This window comes from Lutibacter sp., from assembly GCF_041555395.1.
Lineage (GTDB): Bacteria > Bacteroidota > Bacteroidia > Flavobacteriales > Flavobacteriaceae > Lutibacter.
The window spans coordinates 1-22,311 of the sequence record NZ_JBFFKM010000042.1; the positions used below are offsets into that span (position 1 = coordinate 1).

A 22,311-nucleotide genomic window follows, 5' to 3' on the forward strand; every position below is an offset into this window, starting at 1 on the left:
GACCGTTTTTTACTTCTAACGGACTTTCAAAATTATTGGTAAATAAGCTTCCAGTACCCAAACCTTGAGGCATTTTATTTTTTAAGGTGTATGTCCATTGTGCAATGGCATTTAACCCAATATTGCTTTCCAGCGCTGAGGTAATCCACCAGTCAATATCTTGTTTTTCTGCAAGTTGAATCCACGCTGAACTTCCTTTAAATCCACCGACCAAACTGGGTTTCAAAATAATGTATTGTGGTTTTATTGCTTTTAGTAATTCTTGCTTTTTCGTTACATCAAAAATGCCAATTAATTCTTCATCCAAAGCAATAGGTAATGGTGTTTTTGAACACAATTGAGCCATTTCATCAATTTGACCTTTTTTTATCGGCTGTTCAATAGAATGAATTTCCAAATCCGACAATCTTTTTAGTTTTTCCAAAGCTTCCGAAGGTTTAAATGCGCCATTGGCATCCACCCTAATTTCAATTTCTTCAGAAGAAAACTCTTTCCTTATACTTTTCAATAAAGCGATTTCCGTGTCAAAATCGATGGCGCCAATTTTCAATTTAAGGGTTGAAAAGCCTGAATTCAGTTTATCCTTGGTTTGTTGTCGCATAAAAGATTCATCTCCCATCCAAATTAAACCGTTTATTTTTATTCCATCTTCTGATTGGGTAAATTTTGAAGGAAATAATTCAAAAGGATTTTTTTGCTTAACCGACAAAAGTGCCTGCTCCAAACCAAACTGAATGGAAGGAAATTCAATGAGCTCCGTCATTAATTCATCAAAAACTCTGTTGATATTTTTACACAGCCAAATTAACTTGGCCTCATAATCTTCCCGGTCATCAATGCTCAATCCCCTAAAAACAGCACATTCTCCATAACCAACCCTATCACCATCTACTACTTTAAAAAAATAGGTTTCCTTGATGCGCAAAACACCTCTTGATGTTCCGCTTGCCTTTTTAAAATTTAGAATATATTTTTGAAAATATGCTTTCATTCATTTTATTAAATGCGAAAGATACAACTATTTGAAAATTTATTTTATATTGGCAAAAGAAATTAAAACTGTTTTATGGACCTGCCGCATATACCAAATTTAATTTATTACGCGATTCCTTTTTTTATAGTAACGGTTTTTATTGAAGGAATCTCCATTTTCAAAAAAGACCCGGAAGCCTATAATATAAAAGACACTTTTGCTTCTTTGGCAATGGGCGTTGGGAATGTTTTGGTTAATTTGCTAAGCAAATTGGCAGTGGTTTTTGTCATCACTATTTTATATGAAAATTTTAGAATGACAACCATTCCCTTTACTTGGTGGGCTTGGTTTATCATTTTGTTTGCTGATGATTTTTGCTATTACTGGGCACATAGAATAGGGCACGAAAGCCGGTTTTTTTGGGCTTCACACATTATCCATCATTCTTCTCAAAAATACAATTTAAGTACTGCTTTACGACAAACATGGACTGGCGGATTTTTTACCTTTATTTTTTATCTGGCTTTGCCAATTTTAGGTTTTCATCCCTTAATGATTTTTACGCAAATGGCTGTCAGTTTAATTTATCAATATTGGATTCATACCGAATTAATTGATAAAATGCCCCGTTGGTTTGAAACTGTTTTCAACACGCCTTCACACCACAGAGTCCATCATGGGTCGAACCCATTGTATCTGGACAGAAATTATGCGGGAATTTTAATTGTTTGGGACAAACTGTTCGGCACTTTTCAATCTGAATTAAAAGAAGAAAAAGTTGTTTTCGGTTTAACTTCAAATATAGACACCTACAATCCTATAAAAATTGCATTTCACGAATGGATTGACGTTTTCAAAGACGCAATTTCAGCAAAAACTACTTTTACAAAAAAGCTAGGCTATTTTATTAAACCACCAGGATGGAAACACGACGGCTCAGGAATTTCTTCAAATGATTTAAGGAACGAGTGGTTAAAAAATAAATATTTTTAACCATACTATTTATATATCCTTCGATACCAACCTTGAAGAATTTTATAATTAAAATATTAATCCTTTTTCCAACGTACTAATTTTGGAATTTTATTTGAGAAAAAAATCAGCAAATAGTTTCATAAAACCTCCGATTTCTTTCAGTTTATTTTTCCTTTTTCAAAACGTATAATCCTCCTCCCAATAGAACTACTGCCAACCCAACATAAATATATCCTTGTTCTTTTCCTGCACTATTTGACATATCAACTTTTAAATCTAATACTTCAATTGATGCTGAATTATCACTTATTTTGTTTAAACCTAAATAACCTAAGCCCAGACTTAAAACAATTAAAACAATTCCAATAATTTTATACGTACTCATTTTTTACCTTTTATATTAAATTTTTATATTACTTCCAATTGGTAATAAAAATAGTTCTTTTTTTGCATTCGCAAATTTTTCAAACGCCTCTTTATGGTTTATTTTAATGTAGCCAAAAGTATCAAAATGAACACCCAAAACTTTATTGCAACCCAAAAATTTAGACGCTATGATAGCTTCATTCACGCCCATCGTAAAATTATCACCAATTGGTAAAATTGCCAAATCGAGTTCACCTATTATTTGAGGAATTAATTTCATATCGTAAGTTAAAGCAGTGTCACCGGCGATATATATCCTATGATTACTCGTTTCTATAACAAAACCACCAGGTTGGCCACCGTAACTTCCATCGGGAAAAGAACTGGAATGAACGGCATTTGTATAATGCACTGTTCCAAAATCGAATGTCCATTTTCCGCCGTGATTCATGGGATGCCCCTTAATTCCTTTACTTTCAAAATAGGTGACTATTTCAAAATTGGATATCACTGTGGCGCCGGTGCGTTTGGCAATGACTTCAACATCTAAAATGTGATCCTGATGCGCGTGCGTGATTAAAATGTAATCGGCTTGTAATTTATCGATTTTGATTTTTTTGGCCAATTCATTCCCTGAAATGAAAGGATCAATTAATAGTGTTTTGTCTTTTGTTTCGATACTCAGACTTGAGTGACCTAAATAAGTGATTTTCATGTTAAGTTTAGTTTGAAGATATACTGCAATTTAATAAAATAAATCCACAAAAAAACCACGAAAAAATAATTTTCCGTGGTTTTAAACAAACAAATAAGTACAGTCTAATATTTAAAAATTATACTTGATATAGGTAGTGAAATCCCTACCTGTTTCGTAAATATGTCCTGATGAGGTATTTGAATTCTGATAAGAATAGTTTAAATGTTCATAATACGCTTTATCAAAAATATTTAAAACCGCAAATCCAATTGAAAAATTAGGGAACGGTTTTACTCCGGCTCTTAAATCCAATGTTCCAAAACCCGGAGTTTCTTCTTCCATAAATGAAGCAGAAATTCGACTTTGGTTTGCTACCAATCTTGAATTTATGGCTATCCAAAATTTATTTTCTTCAAACTTAACGCCCAAATTTGCCATAAAAGGAGGAATTTGCGCCAATGGCTCATCCAAATCTTCATTTTGGGCGCGCGTCTAAGAAATTTCCGAGGTAAATGATAACTTTTCTGTTGCCTGCACATTAAAATTAAATTCAAAACCGGTTTGTGAGGCTTTATCAATATTGATAAATTGTTTGGCGTAAATTGGTGGCGTTGTTGGCATAAATTTTCTTGGAATATTGGTATTAACCACGCCATAAATATAATCTTCCATAAAAGAATGAAATACAGAAGCACCAATTCCGTAACTTTAAGACACTAAAAACATACCCAAACCAAATAATATTGCAAACAAAAAAGTACTTAATGCCAATTTTTTTAATTCCGGATCCAAAAGTACGGGTCTTTTATTTCTATAAACCACCAAAAAATGTTTTCCAATTGGAATATACGCCAGAATAAATATTAATTGATGCCAAGATTTATAAAAAACAAATGAATAGAATGAGGCAAACAAAAATGAAGCAATCAACAAAGAATAATGATAGTATTTGGCAAACCCAACTCCTATTTTTACCACTATGGTGTTTTTCCCAGATTTAGCATCCGATACGCTATCTCGCATATTGTTTAAGTTTAACACCCCAATACTCAAAAAACCAATTGAACAGGCCGGTAAAAAAATGGTTAAGTCCAACTGTTTTACGAATAAATAATAACTACCGCAAACACTAAGCAATCCGAAAAATAGGAATACAAAAAAATCTCCGAATCCGCTATATCCATAAGCTCTTTTACCCATAGTGTATTTAACGGCCGCTGCTATGCTTGCTATTCCCAAAACAAAAAACACCAGCAAGTTTACAAAATCGTCTTTACCAAAAGCAGTGTAAATAAGTAAAATAGCGGTAAACAAAGTTAAAAAACTTGTTATTTTAATGGTCTTCAACAATTGTTTCGGTGAAATTTCTCCGCTTTGAATGGCACGTTTTGGCCCAATTCTATCGTTATTGTCGGTTCCTTTTACACCATCGCCATAATCGTTGGCAAAGTTGGAAATAATTTGAAAGCCAATCGTAGTTAATAATGCCAGCACACAAATCACCCAATTAAAATAGCCATGAGATGCTGCCAAAAAGCTTCCTACAATTATTCCCGAAACGGACAAAGGCAGCGTTCTTAAGCGAGCAGCTTTCACATAGATTTTAAACATGGTCCAATTTTTTCAATAGCTGTTTTTCAGAGAAATTTATAAATCTTCGGCGTTGGCAATTAATTCCGCAATATCCAATACCTGAACGCTATCTTCTTGGTTAGTTGCTTTTATCCCGTCTGTAATCATTGTATTGCAAAAAGGACAGCCTGTGGCAATAATATTTGGTTTTGTCTCTAAGGCCTCTTCTGTACGTTCAACATAAATTTCTTTTTCCCCCTTTTCAGCATCTTTAAACATTTGGGCGCCACCGGCACCACAACAAAGCCCGTCGGTTTTACAACGCTTCATTTCAACCAACTCAACTTCTAGTTTTTCAATCAAAGAGCGTGGCGCTTCATAAATATCGTTTGCCCTTCCTAAATAACAGGGATCGTGAAAAGTAATGCGTTTGCCTTTAAATTTTCCGCCTTCTATGGTGATTTTTCCTTCATCCAATAAAGATTTTAAGAATTCGGTATGATGATATACCTCATATTTTCCACCAAGTTGAGGATATTCATTTTTTAACGTATTGAAGCAATGCGGACAAGCAGTCACTATTTTTTTGACTTCATAGGCATTGAGCACTTCAATATTGGTCATTGCCTGCATTTGAAACAAAAATTCATTTCCCGCTCTTTTTGCAGGATCTCCAGAACAGCTTTCTTCTGTACCCAAAACAGCAAATTCAACATTTGCCTTATTTAAAATTTTCACAAAAGCTTTCGTGATTTTTTTTGCTCTGTCGTCAAAACTTCCGGCGCATCCAACCCAAAATAAAACATCCGGCTGTTTGCCTTGTGCCGTCATTTCAGCCATTGTAGGTACATTCATAAGATTACTTTTTTATATATTTTTTTTATTACTCATGCTGGCCATCGTCAAACACCTGTATTGTTACTTCTTTATTGATTAAATCGGTAAATTTACCACGATAACGGGTTGCTTTAACCAAGTGATTGTCAATCCAATGATAGTTGCCGCCTCTTGGTTTTCCCATTAACATACCGTGATATTTAAACCCGTGCTTTTTTAGCCAAGTTTCAGTAACTTCACGATGTGCTTCCGTTCTTGACGTAAAAAAGAAAATTATATGGCCTTCGTCATACCATTTATTCAAAGTTTTAATGGCATCTGGATAGGCTTCTGCCGTTACCATGCGTTCAGGCTCTTCATTTGGAATATCTTCCCCAACCGTACCGTCGATATCAATCAAATAATTTTTTATTCCTTCAGGCAAGATTGGGCTGATATGCAGTCCTTCCTCTACTTTTTCGTGCAATAATTTTTCTACATCCTCATTTTTCATGATAAAAGATTTTAATGTTTTTAGTTAGTAATTTTATTCGTCTTTCCAGTTAAGGCGATCCATTTGGTTGTATTGCCAAGGAGCGCCGTTGTTTTCAATATTAGTCATCATACTGTTCAATTCCTGTGGCGCTGCCGATTGTTCCATCACCAAATATCGGCGTAAATCAATAATAATTGATAGCGGATCAATATTTACGGGACATTCTTCCACACATGCATTACAACTTGTACAGGCCCAAATTTCTTCCGGCATGATATAATCGTTTAATAATTGTTTGCCATCATCAATATATTTGCCATTTTTATCAATGTTTGCCCCAACCTCTTCCAATCTGTCTCTTGTTTTCATCATAATAGCACGAGGAGATAGTTCTTTTCCGGTGATATTTGCAGGACATGAAGAAGTACATCTTCCGCACTCAGTACAAGTATAAGCATTCATTAATTGCACCCAATTTAAATCAGCCACATCACTCGCTCCAAATTTTTCGGGAATTGCTTCTCCATTTTCTGGAGCTGCATAAGGGTTGGCATTTGGATCCATCATTAATTTTACCTCATTGGTCACAGCTTCTAAATTAGTAAACTGTCCTTTGGGTTTCAAATTTGCATAATAAGTATTTGGGAATGCCAATAAAATATGAAGATGCTTTGAATAGTACAAATAATTTAAGAACACAAAAATACCAACAATATGAAACCACCAAGCTGTGCGTTCAATAATATGTAAACTATTGAATGTTAATCCATCAAAAATTGGTGCTAAAAACTGACTTATAGGATTCCCAAAACCCATTTCCTGAAAATGGACATCTGTCGCGTTCATTATTAAGAACAATGACATTAAAACCATTTCGAAATATAAAATGTTCAATGCATCATTTTTGGGCCAGCCTTTCATTTCTTTATTCCAGAAACGCGGAATTTGTAAAACCATTCTACGAATCCAAAATATAATTACTGATGCCAATACTAAAAGCGCCAATATCTCGAAAGATCCAATTAAAAAGCTATAAAAACCTCCTAAAAACGATAAAACCCTATGTGTTCCAAAAAGCCCGTCGATTATTATTTCAACAACTTCTATATTGATAATGATAAAACCTGCGTAAACTATGATGTGTAAAATACCGGCGATAGGACGTTTTACCATTTTTGATTGCCCAAAAGCAATTTTCAGCATATTATTAAAACGTTCTTTCGGCAAATCGGATCTGTCAATGTTTTTGCCTAGTTTGATATTTCTGATAATTTTTTTGCTGTTTTTTATAAAAAACCCAATTCCAATAATTAAAATAATTGCAAACACAAGGTTATCAATATAATTCATACATTTTAGTTTATTGTTATTTTCAATATTTTAATTTTTTGAATAACAGCTTATTACACGTTACTCTTCCTGTTTAGTTTCAGGTACGTAAGCTTTTTCCTTTTTTCCGAATAAAGAAAAGTGCACAAAACGTTTTGGATGTAATTTCATTTCGCGCAATAATTCATCCAATTCTTTTGAAGCGCTCGTAAGGTTATTATACATCCCTTCATCTTTCAATAATTTACCCAAAGTTCCTTCACCCGATTCAACAGTTGCTAAAATCCCGTTTAAATTATTTACGGTAGTTTCTAAATTTTTAATAGTAGCTCCAAGGTTTGAATTCGCTAAGGAATCTGAGAGTTTCGCAAAATTACTAGTCATTAACTCTGCGTTGGTTAACGTATTGCCTATTTTAACTTTATTTGTCTCCACCATTTCATTTACTGATTTGGAAATGGCATTAAAGTTTGAAATTGTGGCATTTAACTGTGCAATACTCGATTTTAAATCGGCCCTGGTTTTGGCATCCATAATTTCATTTAAGCCAACCAACACAGAGTCTGCACTTGTAACGGCATTTTCAACCTTTGCAAAAAGTGGTTTTAAGTTTTCAGTTACTGAAGTTATAACATCCGCTTCTATTTCACCTTTGAAAAAATCTCCGGATTTTGCGGTTTCTCCCTCATAGGAAGGTACAATTGCCAATGATTTCCCTCCCATTAAACTAGCACTGTAAATTTTAGCAATGCTGTTTTTTGAAAACTCCAAATCCGTTTCAGCACTAAACTCAACGGTTAACCAACCTTGTTTCGCGGGATTATCATTGAATTTTACTTCAATAACTTTACCTACTTCCAAGCCATTTAAAGTAACGACACTAGAAGTGTTTAGGCCTTCCACATTACTATATTCGGTAAAATAAGTTTTTGAAGCGGCATCAAATAAATTAAGGCCCTTTAAGTAATTATATCCCCATATAAATAAGGCGATAACAGCTACGGCAACAATGCCTGTTTTTAACTCTCTGGTGATTTTCAAATCAATTCAATTTAATTGTAGCAATATTACTAATTATTTTTGGGAGTTGTAAAAAAAACATGCTATGATTTTTTAAAAACATCTTCAACAGATATTTTTTTTCCGTTTTCAAATGCCACAATAAAAGCAGTCGAATATCCTTTAGATTTAGCAAATTCTTGTATCTTTCTTATTTCATTATAATCGGATGTATTACCCAAATAATATTTATAACTGCCGTCAACTTTAACACGTTCAATATTGCTGAGTCCATTAAAATTATAGGATTTTGTTGGTATTTTATTGGAACCCGAAGCAATTTGTACTTTAAATTCAATATTATTAAAAATATGACTTGCATTATTGGCAGTGGAAGCTGTGCTTTTTGCCCCAGTGTTGGTTTCACTTTTAGCAACATTGGTATTGCCTACCGTATTTAATGCTATCTGCTGAATGTATTTTATAATATCGGAAGAAATTGAATTAGAATATTTGCCCTGTCCATTTATGGAATTTAAGAAGTGTCCCTCGACTGTATTCGTTAAAAAACCTGTTTCAATTAAAACACTTGGCATATAGGTTTGATGTAATACTACAAAACCTGCCTGTTTCACACCTCTGTCCAATAGATTTAAATTTTTTGTAAGTCCTTCCTGAATAATACTTGCCAATTGAATGCTTTGATCAAGATATTCTTCTTGCATAAGCGTTAAGCCAATTACGGAATTCGGTGAATGTGGGTCAAATCCCTTATATTTCATTTCATAATTGTCTTCCAGTAAAATAACTGAGTTTTCAGCCTTTGCAACTTCAAAATTCTGACGATTGGCATGCGTTCCCAACACCCAGGTTTCAGCACCCGATGCTTGTGAGTTATGTGCATTGCAATGAATGGAAACAAACAAATCTGCATCTGCTTTATTGGCAATTCTTCCGCGCTCCCATAAATCAACAAATACATCTGTTTTTCTGGTATAAACAACGCTAATTCCTTTTTCTTTTTCCAATATTTCACCAACCTGTAATACAATATTTAAGGCGATATCCTTTTCTTTGGCATGATTTTGCCCTACTTTGCCAGGATCTTTTCCGCCATGGCCGGCGTCTAAAACTACAATAAACTCCTTTTTTTGAGCAATAATCGAATGACTATTAAATAGAAACGCCATAAAAAACACCAAAAAAACACTATGCTTCATTGTACTTTTATTTTTAATTAAGAGTCGTGAGTTCATCAATAATTTTAGTTATTTTTGGCGACTGATATTTGTGTTTCAAATATTAAGCCATACATTTACAACCAATCAATAATGTGGTTGATTATTTAGGAAGCTAATGTAAAAAAACTTATGCTATCAACCCAATTTAAAAGACATTTTTATAAAAAATTCATTATTAAAAAGCCTTGTAAAAATAGCCGTTTTTTATTTTTACTGATCATGATTTTTAGTATTGTCAATTTTACCGCTTACACTCAAGAAATTAAGGAAAAATCTTCCGAAAATTTTAAGGTTAAGCTTAAAGACACCATAAAAATTTCCATAAAAGATTCATTGGCTTTAATATCAAAAGATTCATTGTCCCTAAAGCCAAAAGATTCAATCGCCAAACCCAAAGAATTTCTTGAAAGTATTATTGTCCATAATGCCGATAGTTTAATTAGGCAAGATTTGAAAAACAAAAAAGTATTGTTATACAAAAACGCACATGTCAATTATAATGATATCGACTTAACCGCCGGATTTATAGAAATAGACAACAATACCAGCATTATTACTGCAAAAGGAATTAAAGACAGCATTGGGAGCTATTCTCAACGTCCGGTGTTTAAACAGGGCTCTGAAGAATCTACCCAAGATACGATAAAATTTAATTTCAAAACCGAAAAAGCTAAGATTTGGGGATTAAGAACCGAACAGCAAGGGATTATTATTAGAGGGGAAGTCAGTAAAAAACACAATGATTCCGTAGTTTTTATAAAAAATATAAAAATTACTACTTCAGAAAAAGAACATCCCGATTACTATATTGATATCAAAAAAGCCAAATTTATTCAGGATAAAAAATTAGTGGCGGGCGCTAGTCAGTTAGTAATTGCCGATGTTCCCACGCCACTTGTATTGCCTTTTGCCTATGTGCCTTTAACCAAAGGGAGAACTTCTGGGGTTTTAATGCCTACTTGGGGTGAAAATAGCAGACAAGGGTATTTTTTACAAAATGGCGGATATTATTTTGTGGTTAACGATAATTTTGATTTGGCTTTATTGGGCGACATTTATACCAATGGGAGCTGGGGAATGAGGGCTGAATCAGGATATGCGAAGCGCTACCGGTTTTCAGGAAATTTTAATTTTAAATATGAAAACTTAATCAATAGCCTTAGAGGTTTTGACGATTATTCAAAATCAACCAATTACAACATTCGATGGAGCCATAGGCAAGACACAAAAGCAAGTCCAAATTCAAGGTTTTCAGCTTCCGTTAATTTGGGAAGCAGCAAATATTATAGAGAATCCCTTAATGAATACAATACCAACGCTTTCTTAAATAACAACCTAAGCTCATCTGTTTCCTATTATAAAAAGTTTGTGGGAACGCCTTTTAACATGTCCATGTCCGTTACGCATTCACAAAATACAAATACGGAAGAAATAAACATGACGCTTCCTTCTTTGCAAGTTAATATGGATAGAATTTATCCGTTTACAGGTAAAAACGGGGCTAAAACAAATGCCCTTCAAAAAACAGGATTGACTTACTCATTAAAAGGAGACAACAGAATTAAGACTCAGGATTCTTTATTCTTCAAAAAAGAGATGTTTCAGGATGCCAAATCGGGTATCCAACAAAATATTTCTTTAAACACAAATATGAAAGCTTTAAAGTTTTTTACACTTTCACCAAGCGCTAACTATAAAGAAGTTTGGTATTTTGACCGACTTAGCAAAACTTTTGATGATGTGAATAATGCTGTTGTTACTGATACCGTGACCGGCTTTAGTTCCTTTAGGGAATATTCGGGAGCAGTTTCATTATCTACCACGTTTTATGGGATGTTTAAATTTAAAAAAGGGAGTCTTGAGGCAATACGTCACGTTGTAAGACCAAGCGTTTCCTATAGCTATAGGCCAGATTTTAGCAGCTATAATGAGCGTGTGCAAAAAACTGCAGATCCAAATGATTATCTGGAGTATTCTCCTTTTCAAAATGGAATCTATGGAAGCCCGGGAACCGGTATTTCAAATAGTTTAAATTTTTCATTGGCTAACAACTTAGAAGCAAAAGTCAGAAAAAAAGATTCAACGGAAACTGAAGCTAAAAAGATTATTTTACTCAACAATTTAAATTTTAATACTAGTTATAATATGGCGGCCGATTCTTTAAAATGGAGTCCGGTTGGCGTAAATGCTGGTACAAAAATTTTCAAAGACAAACTAAGTCTTAATGTTAGGGCAACTTTGGATCCTTATGCCATTGACGCAAACGGCAGAAAAATTAATACGTTTAACATCAATAACGGAGGCAGTTTATTCCGACTTACCAACGCAGGTGTCACCATGAATTATTCACTTTCAAGTAAAAAAGATGATAAAGGCAAGAAATCTGCAGAAGAAAAAAACGCACAAGAAAACAACTCTGAAGGCATTTTTGGTGAAGATTTAGATGTTACCAATAAGCAAGCTGACAATAAGGCTTCAGACAAGAATAAAGTTAAAGAAACCAAACTATACCAATCAAAAATACCCTGGACTTTAAAATTAGCGTATTCTTTAAATTATAATAATTCCAACAGACAACAAGAAATTTCTTCAAATTCTCTTATGTTTTCTGGAGATGTTGAATTGACACCCAAATGGAATGTTGGCGTTTCATCAGGTTACGACATAAAAAATCAAGGATTTACCTATACCCAATTGCGTTTTTCACGTGATTTGGATAGCTGGAAACTTAATTTTAACTGGGTTCCTTTTGGAGAAAGACAAACCTATTACTTTTTTATTGGTGTAAAATCATCTATGCTTAGTGATTTAAAATACGATAAGAGACAAGTTCCGGATAGAAGATTATTCTAGTTTTGAGTTGTTAGTATCTTGGATTCTTGGTATATTGGATTTTGAATCTTTGGTCTATAGTCTTTATTCTCTTATCTATATTCTCTTATCTATTCTATTTTAACTTTTAAGTAAAATCCTCAATGCTTAGCGTACTTTGCGTAAAAATTTGCGCCCTTTGCGGTTAATCCTTTTTGGCATTTTGGATTGTTGGTGTTTTGTATTGTTAGTATATTGGATTATTGGTATATTTGATTTTGAGTCTTTGGCCTTTGGTCTTTATTCTCATTTTTATTTTAACTTTTTAAATATAATTACAGATTATGAAAAAAATAATTAATACCAGCAATGCTCCGGCACCGGTTGGACCCTACAATCAGGCAGTATTGGCAGGAAATACTTTATACACTTCCGGTCAGATAGCCATCAATCCTAAAACTGGTGAATTGGTCACAAATACCATTGAAGAGGAAACCAAACAAGTTATGGAAAACTTAAAAATCGTTTTGGCTGAAGCCGGAATGACTTTTGATAACGTAGCAAAAACTTCGATATTTATTAAAAACATGAACGATTTTTCAAAAATAAATTCCATTTATGGTAAATATTTTGAAGCTGGCAATGAACCTGCACGAGAAACAGTGGAAGTTGGTAATTTACCTAAGTTTGTAAATGTTGAAATATCTATGATTGCTGTTATATAAAACTTAAACAGATTTTATTAATAGTTCGGCAGTTGCCGGATTTGTTGCTAAAGGAACATTATGGACATCACATAAACGCATTAACATCGCAATATCCGGTTCATGGGGATGCATACCAAGCGGATCCCTGAAAAAGAAAATCATATCTGTTTTTCCTTCTGCGACACGCGCTGCTATTTGAGCGTCACCACCATAAGGTCCGGATAAAAATTTCTCCACTTCAAACCCTGCCTTTTCAGCATTTTTACCGGTAGTTCCTGTTGCGACCAACTTAATTTTTTTCGCCATAATCAAAGATTTAAAATCCATTAAAAATTGAATCATTTCGGCTTTTTTACCATCATGGGCAATAATTGCTATTTCCATATTTTATTATTGAGTTTTAAGTTCTAAGCGCAAAGCTCTAAGCTTTATGTAAAGACCTCATTGTGGCTTAATGAACTGGTTTAAACTTTTTCCAATTGGCTACAAAATGTTATTTTTTACTCACTTTTGTCTTTTTTGGACTCCGTAGCGATACTATGCAGTTAAAAAAACCTTCAATTGATCAAAAAACTCCTGTTTTTCGCTTCAATCAAAAAAGTTTAAACCAGTTAATTATTATGTTATAAAAATAATTTTGTTTAATCTAAAAGTTTTGAGATTGAACCGTTTTTTTAAACGTCATTTTTTCTTATTCCAGAGATGAAGCATATTCAATCAGTTCAATTATTTTAGTTGCATATCCAAATTCGTTATCATACCAAGAAATAATTTTATAAAAATTTTTATTGAGCTCTAATCCTGCAGCTGCGTCAAAAACTGAAGTTTGTGGCTCTGATACAAAGTCCTGCGAAACCACCTCATCTTCGGTATATCCCAAAATCCCCTTCAATTCATTTTCAGATGCTTTTTTCATCGCCTCTTTAATTTTCTGATAAGAAGTTGCTTTTTCCAACCTTACCGTCAAATCGACCAATGAAACATCTGCAACAGGAACCCTTATTGCCATCGCCAATAATTTACCTTGTAATTCAGGCATAATTTTAGTTACCGCACTTGCAGCATTTGTGGTGGTGGGAATCATATTATTTAAAGCAGATCGACCTCTGCGCCATTGATTTTCGGGACCGTCAACTGTATTTTGGCTTGCAGTCACCGCATGAACGGTGGTTACAATGCCTTCAATAATTCCAAAATTTTCATGCAACACTTTCGCAATTGGCGCCAAACAGTTTGTAGTACAAGAGGCATTCGAAAAAATGAGCTCGTCTTTGGAAAGTTTTGTATGGTTTACGCCCATTACAAACATTGGAGCATCTTTTGACGGTGCTGAAATCACTACTTTTTTTGCACCTCCCTTAAGATGCAATATTGCTTTATCTCTATCGGTAAATAATCCTGTAGCTTCAATAACAAAATCTACACCTACTTTTCCCCATTGAATATCTTCCGGATTTCTTTCGCCTGTAACCCGAATTGGTTTTCCGTTTACAACCATTGTTTTGTCTATTACCTCAATGGTTCCTTTAAATCGTCCGTGCACCGAATCGTATTTTAGTAAATAGGCCAAGTGATCAATATCAAGCAAATCGTTTATAGCGACTACTTCAATATTTTCTTTATTAATTGCAGTTCTAAAAGCCAGGCGCCCTATTCTTCCAAAACCATTTATTCCTATTTTAATCATTCAATTTAAATTGCTGTAATCTTCAAATCCCGCAATGCTGTCTTTTATTTTATTCACAAAAAGTAGCCTCGACAGATAATTAGGAGATTGTTATTTTTTTATTAAATGGACATGATATCACTAACGCGCAATAATTCTTTGTCAATTTCGTGACGGCCTTTCACTGCTTTTTTCAGTTCAATGGTTTCAACTTTATTATTGATTAAACCCACCATTAAATTGGTTTTACCGTCCAGTAACAATTCTACTGCTCTTACACCTAGCCTGCTTGCCAAAACACGATCAAAACAGCTTGGAGCGCCTCCCCTTTGCATATGCCCCAACACAGAAACCCTAACTTCATATTGCGGCAAATTTTCTTCTACATAATCGGCCAGTTCAAATACATTTTTTCCAATTTTATCACCTTCGGCCACCACCACAATACTTGATGATTTCCCTGAACGTTTACTGCGTTTTAAGGATTCCAGCAACCGTTCTAACCCCAAATTCTCTTCCGGAATTAAGATTTCCTCTGCTCCTGCACCAACTCCGGCATTTAATGCAATAAAACCTGCATCACGTCCCATAACCTCCACAAAAAACAACCTGTTGTGTGAACTTGCGGTATCTCTAATTTTATCTATTACTTCAACAATGGTATTTAAAGCAGTGTCATATCCAATGGTATAATTTGTTCCAAAAATATCGTTGTCAATTGTTCCGGGAATTCCAATACAGGGAAAATTATATTCGCTGTTAAAAACAATTCCTCCATTAAAAGTTCCATCACCCCCAATTAACACCAAAGCATCAATTTCTGCATTTTTAAGCTGATCATAGGCTTTTTTTCGTCCTTCTTTAGTTCTAAATTCCTTAGAACGATCCGTTTTTAGTATGGTTCCTCCCCTGTTTATGATATTACTGACGTGACGTGCCGTAAGCGGTTCAAAATCTCCTTCAATCATTCCCTGAAAGCCTCTATAAATACCAACACATTCAACTTTGTAATAAGTGCAGGCTCTAACAACTGCTCTAATTGCGGCATTCATCCCAGGAGCATCGCCACCAGAAGTCATTAATCCTATTTTTTTTACTTTGTTTCCCATAAAATGAAAGGCGAAATTATAATTAAATTTTAAATAAAAATTGTTTTATGCTTGCTGTTTCCCATGATGATGTATGGCTACCATAAATTAATTGGATAGATCTCACTGTCTTTCAATTTTTGAATTTCGGAAGTCACATAATCTTTATCCTGTTTATAGGTAACCCCAAACCAGCGTGCATTAGATTTTAAAACTTTCATAGTTGCCAATTTATTGACAATAACATGGTTGATGACCAATGGAATGAAAAACTCCGCTTTAGGTTCTTTGTAGTTTTTTACCAAGAATTCTTCAAACAAAGACTCCGACAACTCAAAGTATTTTGGTGTAAATCCGAAAAAGTTCATAGACACTATGGTTTCTTCTGAAATTGGAAATAAATGGTCATTTTCATCTTTATAATTAAGTACTCCATTTACCTTTTCAATATGTGTTCTTTCGGTAACGCCTGTTAAAAAATCATTTTTATCTACGCTGCATTCGCCTCTAGATACAGATCCAAAATCGGAAATGGTGTTTTTTAACACATAGCCCATCATATTAAAATCGGTGGATTCAGGGTCCATTTCTTTTAAGGAATCAGCCATTACTTTAAAAGCATCGCTTCCATAAAAATCATCGGCATTGATTACTGCAAAATTTTCTTTTACAACCCCTTTGGCCATCAATAAGGCATGACCTGTTCCCCAAGGTTTTTCGCGATTGTTATCTCTGTATTTTTCCGGGATATTTTCCAATTCCTGAAAAACGTATTCCACATCAATCTTACCTGCTAATTTTTTGTCGAAAAACGCCTTAAAATCTGCTTCAATATTTTTTCTGATAATAAAAACAACTTTGCCAAATCCAGCCCTAATGGCATCATATATTGAGAAATCTAAAATGGTATCTCCTTGTTCTGAAAACGTGTCCAATTGTTTTAATCCGCCATAGCGACTGCCTACTCCGGCAGCTAAAATTACCAATGTTGGTTTATTCATCTTTTTTATTTTTATTTTTAAATTTTAATAATTTATCTATCATTTCAATCGTATCAAGAGGTTTTAAACCATTAATTGAATCATTCTGTTTTTTTATTCTTAACCCTAATTTTCGCAGCAATTCTTTACCGTTATCAAAATCTATTTGATAGCTTAACCCTATTCCTTGTGTATATCCTTCTTCTTCTTGAGAATACTGAATTTCATTTTGGCGGTTGAATACTGATGACCGCAAGCTTCCTTCTTCATTCAATAAAAATTCAACATTTACTTCCCCAATAATATTAGTCTGGCTGCCGGTACCCATAGGAACACCTACTTTACCGTTGATAATAATTCTTTCATTTAACTGATAATCTAAACCAATGGCCAATTGGTCTTCTATATTTAAATTGTCCACGTTGCCTCTTTCTCCAACTGTATATTCAGGTCTGAGTTTAAAACGATTATTTCCCTGGTTAAAAATATTGTCGAAGGCATTTGAAAGGATATCAAAACCGGTTCCATACAAAGCAGTATTGCTGTTAACACTTAAATCGCTTTCATTATAAAAACTTCCTGAAATTAACAATGAAATAAATTGCACTGTTTTACTGTTTAAATTATCGTTGTTCAACTTAAATGCCAACTCTGAAGCCACTGTTGAACTTGCATTCGGGATCTCAATATCAAATTCTCTTTGTGTATTGAATAATTCTCCAGAAAAACGGGTGACCAAATCAATAGGAATCTTTCTGCTTGAGGAAATATTTTCCAATAACGATCTTGGATTTGCAGAAACCCTATAAACAGCTTCAATATTAATATCGGCAGTTAACGGATTGCCGCTCCAGGAAATGCTTCCGCCTCTTTTTACAATAAAGGGTTTATTGATAAATCCGCCATATTTAAAATTGTAAACACCATTGTCCACAATAAAGTCGCCATACATTTCAAATTTATCTTTAGTGTCAAGTGAAATTTGCATATTTCCCGTTCCGCTTCCTTTTAAAAAACTGCCTGTTGCTTTGTCCAAAACCATTTCTACAACAGCATCTTTAGTCACATCAATATTAAAATTTAAAGTCAGTCCTTTTAGTTTTTCGGAAATAAATGCCCTTCTTGTTTCTTCATTTTCTTCCGGATTGCTTTTATTGATAAAGCGAATTAATTGAGAAGATTCAACCGTTTTTACGTCACTGATAGGAATTGTAAGGTACGTGCCTCTTTTAGTTCTGCCAACAACATCGATAACCAACTTATCTGTAGGTCCAAATATAGAGGCATATCCTTCTAAAAATCCGGTACCGTAATAAACTGAATTTTCTTTTTCAATTGTATTGAGCACCAATAAATTTTTGGTATTTACGTTTAAATTCAATCTCCATTTTTCAAAATTTACATGACTGATGCTTCCTGTTAATTTTCCTCTTGTACTAAATGCTTTGTCTTTAATTTGAACATCTTCAAGATTAAAAGTTTGATTTTTTAACGAAATAACACTGGTTCCCTCAAAATCATAATCCACATTTAGATAAGGAAAATACAAACCTGCCTGATCCAAAAACAATTCGCCCTCCATTGCAGGGTTATTAAGCAAGCCTGTTAAATGGACATTTCCATAAGCAAAACCCCTGATATTTGAAAAAACATCCTTTCCTAAGGGACTAAATGCATCCAACTTAAATTCCTGAAATTCTACCTCAACATCAATGGTTGGATTTTTAGGTGTAAAATCAAGATCTCCAACCGCTGAAAGGTTAATGCTGTTGTCTCTTTCCAATGAAATATTGACACCATAATTTCTTATTGAATTTTTGCCTTCAATAGCCACTTTTAAATTCCCCTGATAGGAATTATTAACTTTAAAATCAGCTATTGAAAAATTTCCGGTTGGCTTTATGACATCATTTAATTGTTTGTAATTCAGGGAGCCGTTTAAGACACCATTTAATTTTAAACTATCAATTTCCGGGGTAACAGTGGCAAGATTCACCTTTTCAAATTTAAAGGTTAAATCTTTTGAAATAGTATCCCTTATTTGTCCGAAAAATTCAATTTTTTGCTTTTTTGAAGTGATTAAAAACGGGCTGATATCATATGTTTTTGTTTTATCATCATACACCAGTTTATTGTCAAAATTATCTTCAGGATTGATAATCCACTTGGTATCTTTAAAAGTGAAATTTGATTGTTGAAGTCCGAAAACCGATTTATTTTCTTTGTTAAAAGTATGATAAAATGCCAAATTATAATTCTCCGTATTGTTGTCCCCGCCAAAAAACTCAGTTCTAAAATATAAAGTATCACTAAGCGTAATATTCACTAATTGCAATTTAGATATATTGTACTGTTTTGTATTTATTTTAGCGACTGAAAGTTGCGTATTAAACAGTGGGTTTTTTGTGTCGATTTGTAAATTCAGAGAATCAATGGAGTTTTTAAATGCTGTAATTTCTGGCGATTTAACGTTTAGCCTAAACAAATTATCGTCAGAATTTAAATTTCCGGCAATAAATGTATTCGCCGAAAGCGTTACTTCCGGATAAAAAACTTCAACTATTTTGTTGTAAATTTTAAATTTAAAATTCAGTTCCTGGCCAGGAGTAACTATAAAAGGCTTGTAATTTGAATAAATACTACCAATTGAATTTTTAGTTAATTTAACCAATTCACCAAACTTAAATTTACCTTTTAAATAGCCATCTATAATTTCTGTTGAATTCACTGTTACGGTTCTAACGCTGTCTTCAAATGACGAAGTTATATTGAAATCTTTAAAAAAATAACTGTCTTTTTGATTGATGTATAATGAGTTTTTAAAATCAATGGTTCCTGCTAAATCATCTAAGGTATTTCCCTTAACTTTAATTTCAATATCTCCCTTAATTTTAGAAATGCTGTCGCGTTTAAAGAGGTTCAACGTATTTAAATCTAAATAATCAACAACTGTTTTAAAATTGAACGTGTATCTTTTCTTCGAAAAATCGGCCAGTCCTTTAAAGTTTAACTTAATATTATCATCATTCACCTCCATTTCACCATCAAAATGTTTGTTTTTTACAACACCATTTAAGTTTATACTTGTATAATTGTAGTCTTTAAATTGAAGTTCAGAAATTAGTCCTTTTACAGAAGTATTCATTTTTTCTAAAGTAAAACCTTTTCCGTCAATATTAGCTTCCATAGAAAGCTGGCCAATTATAGAATCATTTAAAATTTTACCCAATTCAAAATCAATAATTTTGATATGGCCAAAATAAGAAGCATTGTCAATATTACCGATATTCGTCAGTTCCAAATCTGTAATCAAGCTACCAATATCAGTTTGCATTTTGATATCAGTATTAATTAAATCTTCCGTAATATAGGCAAAACCACTTACTGTAAATTGCCCAAATTTTTGAAAAGATGAAGGGAGCTTTTCTCCCAATATATTTGGAAGCAGAGATTTTAAATGGTCATAATTTGACGTTAATTTTGTTAAATCAGCGGCCAATGAAAATCCGTTTTCGTTATTAAATGAATTTATAAAATTCAAATTCCCTATAATAGATGCCTGCTTATCGGAATTCATTTCAAGATTCTTCAACCTAAAGTCATTAAGATATCCCGATATTTTTGTTGAAAAATGAAGTACATCATTCGTTCCCAATTCATCATAAAACTTTTTTAAATCCAGCATTGACACATCCGCTTTTTTAACATCGGCATTCAACATTACTTTATTGTTAAAATCGGAAAAATCGGCTCTAACATAGGTAAATTTTATATCGGCTGAAATGGAAGATTTTTCTGTTTCTAATTGGGTATTCAAAAAACTCATTGCTGTTTTTGAATAGGAAAAATTGGTTGACAGACTTTGAACTTCTACTTGATGATTTTCAATAAAATGAAATTTGCTGATATCTGCAAAAACATTTGGACCGTCAATTTTAAAATTTTTGGCGGTTCCAATAATTTCTTTAAAAAATAACGGTTTGTTATTTTCCTTATTTTCATCAACCAGCTCAACATAACCGTCCACTAATTTTAACCTTCTTGCCGTTAGCAAAAATCCGGATGGTTCATCGGTTACCGTTTCGGAATCGAACTTATTTATAAATATTGTAAAGGCATCATCTTCTTCACCCTTATACGTTTTCATATTTAAAATGAACTCCTCCAAAGAAATTTGACCGAAATTAAACTTTAAGTTCATCAAATCTCTATAACTTAAAACAGATGTTGTTAAATTGTGAACATAAATTAACGTATCTGCATGATGGTCTTTCACCAACACATCATTTAAATCAACCCTTCCCAAAAAAGATAAATCAACTTTCTCTACGTTTATGTCAACATTAAACTCTGTTCTTAAATAATCGGTAGCCATTTTCCCCAGCCTTGTTTGCACGGAAGAAAGAGACAATAAAAAACTGACCAATGCCAATAAAAGCAAAAGGATAAGCAGTATTTTTACAACTATTTTTTTAATTCGTTTGATAAGCGTTAAATTTGCATTTTAATGGCAATTTTCGTGCCTTTATATGTTACTGATGGTCAAAAATAAATCTATATATATTCTTGGTATTGAATCGTCTTGCGACGATACCAGCGCTGCCGTAATTTGCAATGGCAAAGTACTGACAAATGTTGTTGCAAACCAAGAAATTCACGCCAAATATGGAGGCGTTGTTCCTGAATTGGCTTCCCGTGCACATCAACAAAATATTGTTCCCGTAATTCAGCAAGCAATTCAACAAGCAAATATCGACAAAAAAGACATAAATGCAATCGCTTTTACGCGCGGACCCGGATTAATGGGTTCTTTATTGGTTGGAAGCTCTTTTGCGAGGTCACTTTCATTGGCGCTAAACATTCCGCTTATACCGGTAAATCATATGCAGGCCCACGTTTTGGCTCATTTTATTGAAGACGAAAATCAGCAAAAACCGCCTTTTCCTTTTTTGTGTTTGACAATCAGCGGCGGGCATACGCAAATTGTGAAAATTACCAGTTATTTTACTATGGAAGTTATTGGTGAAACAATGGATGATGCTGTTGGGGAAGCTTTCGACAAATCGGCAAAAATTTTGGGATTGCCATATCCCGGCGGTCCGTTTGTAGATAAATATGCGAAACTTGGAAATCCGAATGCTTTTCAATTCTCTAAACCAAAAATGGCCGATTTAAATTTTAGTTTTAGCGGATTAAAAACCGGAATTCTCTATTTTATTCAGAAAAAAGTAACGGAAAATCCAAATTTTATTGAAGAAAACCTCAATGACATTTGTGCTTCCATTCAACGTACCATTGTTGAAATCCTATTCGATAAACTTGAAAAGGCTGTTGAATTAACCGGAATTAAACATATTGCCATTGCCGGTGGTGTGAGCGCAAATTCGGAAATTAGATCAACTTTAAAAGCCACCGAAGAAAAATTTGGATGGAAAACCTATATTCCAAAATTTGAATATACTACCGATAATGCCGGAATGATTGCCATTGTGGGCTATTTGAAGTATTTGGAAAATGATTTTTCAAATGAAACAACAACTACAACAGCACGGTTAAAAGTAAATGAAAATTAGTACTTAAAGTTTGGAGTGCCTA

General features: G+C 33.6%; 20 protein-coding genes. 4 read left to right on the forward strand and 16 right to left on the reverse strand.

Annotated elements, in window-relative coordinates; genetic code table 11:
• Positions 1-991, reverse strand: a 991-nt coding sequence (locus ABY285_RS09360; RefSeq protein WP_372769373.1) for an o-succinylbenzoate synthase, incomplete at its 3' end; no start/stop codon positions are given.
• Between the two features lie 75 nt (positions 992-1,066).
• On the opposite strand from ABY285_RS09360, the gene ABY285_RS09365 reads away from it, so the two are divergent.
• Positions 1,067-1,966, forward strand: coding sequence for a sterol desaturase family protein (locus ABY285_RS09365; protein WP_372769375.1), 900 nt, complete (start codon positions 1,067-1,069; stop codon positions 1,964-1,966).
• Positions 1,967-2,111: 145 nt separating this feature from the next.
• Here ABY285_RS09365 and ABY285_RS09370 read toward each other — a convergent pair whose 3' ends face one another.
• From ABY285_RS09370 to ABY285_RS09415, 10 genes are all read right to left on the reverse strand, one after another.
• Positions 2,112-2,333, reverse strand: a complete 222-nt coding sequence (locus tag ABY285_RS09370) for a hypothetical protein (protein ID WP_372769377.1) — start codon at positions 2,331-2,333, stop codon at positions 2,112-2,114.
• A gap of 15 nt (positions 2,334-2,348) precedes the next feature.
• Positions 2,349-3,029 (reverse strand): metal-dependent hydrolase, encoded by a 681-nt coding sequence (locus ABY285_RS09375; RefSeq protein WP_372769379.1) that lies wholly within the window; start codon positions 3,027-3,029, stop codon positions 2,349-2,351.
• Positions 3,030-3,140: 111 nt separating this feature from the next.
• Positions 3,141-3,482, reverse strand: coding sequence for a hypothetical protein (locus ABY285_RS09380; protein ID WP_372769381.1), 342 nt, complete (start codon positions 3,480-3,482; stop codon positions 3,141-3,143).
• 21 nt (positions 3,483-3,503) lie between these two features.
• Positions 3,504-3,683, reverse strand: coding sequence for a hypothetical protein (locus tag ABY285_RS09385; protein WP_372769383.1), 180 nt, complete (start codon positions 3,681-3,683; stop codon positions 3,504-3,506).
• Between the two features lie 36 nt (positions 3,684-3,719).
• The gene (gene menA, locus ABY285_RS09390; protein WP_372769385.1) at positions 3,720-4,622 is read right to left on the reverse strand and encodes a 1,4-dihydroxy-2-naphthoate octaprenyltransferase; all 903 of its coding nucleotides are present in this window, start codon (positions 4,620-4,622) and stop codon (positions 3,720-3,722) included.
• A gap of 36 nt (positions 4,623-4,658) precedes the next feature.
• Positions 4,659-5,438 (reverse strand): (Fe-S)-binding protein, encoded by a 780-nt coding sequence (locus ABY285_RS09395; RefSeq protein ID WP_372769387.1) that lies wholly within the window; start codon positions 5,436-5,438, stop codon positions 4,659-4,661.
• Between the two features lie 28 nt (positions 5,439-5,466).
• Positions 5,467-5,913: a phosphoheptose isomerase gene (locus tag ABY285_RS09400; protein ID WP_372769389.1), complete on the reverse strand. Its 447-nt coding sequence runs from the start codon at positions 5,911-5,913 to the stop codon at positions 5,467-5,469.
• A gap of 33 nt (positions 5,914-5,946) precedes the next feature.
• A complete protein-coding gene (locus ABY285_RS09405; RefSeq protein ID WP_372769391.1) occupies positions 5,947-7,245 on the reverse strand; it encodes a 4Fe-4S dicluster domain-containing protein in 1,299 nt (432 codons plus the stop codon).
• A 60-nt stretch (positions 7,246-7,305) separates the two neighbouring features.
• A complete protein-coding gene (locus tag ABY285_RS09410) occupies positions 7,306-8,265 on the reverse strand; it encodes an MlaD family protein (RefSeq protein WP_372769393.1) in 960 nt (319 codons plus the stop codon).
• A 62-nt stretch (positions 8,266-8,327) separates the two neighbouring features.
• Positions 8,328-9,443 carry an N-acetylmuramoyl-L-alanine amidase gene (locus tag ABY285_RS09415; RefSeq protein ID WP_372769395.1) on the reverse strand — a complete coding sequence of 372 codons (1,116 nt, stop codon included), beginning with the start codon at positions 9,441-9,443 and terminating at the stop codon, positions 8,328-8,330.
• A 240-nt stretch (positions 9,444-9,683) separates the two neighbouring features.
• Between ABY285_RS09415 and ABY285_RS09420 the strand changes: the two genes are divergently transcribed.
• Both ABY285_RS09420 and ABY285_RS09425 read left to right on the forward strand, forming a co-directional pair.
• Positions 9,684-12,317, forward strand: coding sequence for a putative LPS assembly protein LptD (locus ABY285_RS09420; RefSeq protein ID WP_372769397.1), 2,634 nt, complete (start codon positions 9,684-9,686; stop codon positions 12,315-12,317).
• Positions 12,318-12,619: 302 nt separating this feature from the next.
• The gene (locus tag ABY285_RS09425; RefSeq protein WP_372769399.1) at positions 12,620-13,000 is read left to right on the forward strand and encodes a RidA family protein; all 381 of its coding nucleotides are present in this window, start codon (positions 12,620-12,622) and stop codon (positions 12,998-13,000) included.
• Positions 13,001-13,003: 3 nt separating this feature from the next.
• Here ABY285_RS09425 and ABY285_RS09430 read toward each other — a convergent pair whose 3' ends face one another.
• The 5 genes from ABY285_RS09430 to ABY285_RS09450 all read right to left on the reverse strand — a co-directional run bounded on the left by ABY285_RS09430 (position 13,004) and on the right by ABY285_RS09450 (position 21,091).
• Positions 13,004-13,366: a methylglyoxal synthase gene (locus tag ABY285_RS09430; RefSeq protein WP_372769401.1), complete on the reverse strand. Its 363-nt coding sequence runs from the start codon at positions 13,364-13,366 to the stop codon at positions 13,004-13,006.
• Between the two features lie 307 nt (positions 13,367-13,673).
• Positions 13,674-14,669 carry a type I glyceraldehyde-3-phosphate dehydrogenase gene (gap, locus tag ABY285_RS09435; protein WP_372769403.1) on the reverse strand — a complete coding sequence of 332 codons (996 nt, stop codon included), beginning with the start codon at positions 14,667-14,669 and terminating at the stop codon, positions 13,674-13,676.
• Between the two features lie 101 nt (positions 14,670-14,770).
• A complete protein-coding gene (gene pfkA, locus ABY285_RS09440) occupies positions 14,771-15,757 on the reverse strand; it encodes a 6-phosphofructokinase (RefSeq protein WP_372769405.1) in 987 nt (328 codons plus the stop codon).
• A gap of 77 nt (positions 15,758-15,834) precedes the next feature.
• Positions 15,835-16,737: a sugar phosphate nucleotidyltransferase gene (locus ABY285_RS09445; RefSeq protein ID WP_372769407.1), complete on the reverse strand. Its 903-nt coding sequence runs from the start codon at positions 16,735-16,737 to the stop codon at positions 15,835-15,837.
• Complete coding sequence (locus ABY285_RS09450) at positions 16,730-21,091, reverse strand: translocation/assembly module TamB domain-containing protein (protein WP_372769409.1); 4,362 nt, start codon at positions 21,089-21,091, stop codon at positions 16,730-16,732. The genes ABY285_RS09445 and ABY285_RS09450 overlap by 8 nt, the downstream gene beginning before the upstream one ends.
• Positions 21,092-21,254: 163 nt before the next feature.
• Here ABY285_RS09450 and tsaD point away from each other — a divergent pair, with 163 nt between their 5' ends.
• Positions 21,255-22,289: a tRNA (adenosine(37)-N6)-threonylcarbamoyltransferase complex transferase subunit TsaD gene (tsaD, locus tag ABY285_RS09455; protein ID WP_372769411.1), complete on the forward strand. Its 1,035-nt coding sequence runs from the start codon at positions 21,255-21,257 to the stop codon at positions 22,287-22,289.
• Positions 22,290-22,311 lie beyond the last annotated feature (22 nt).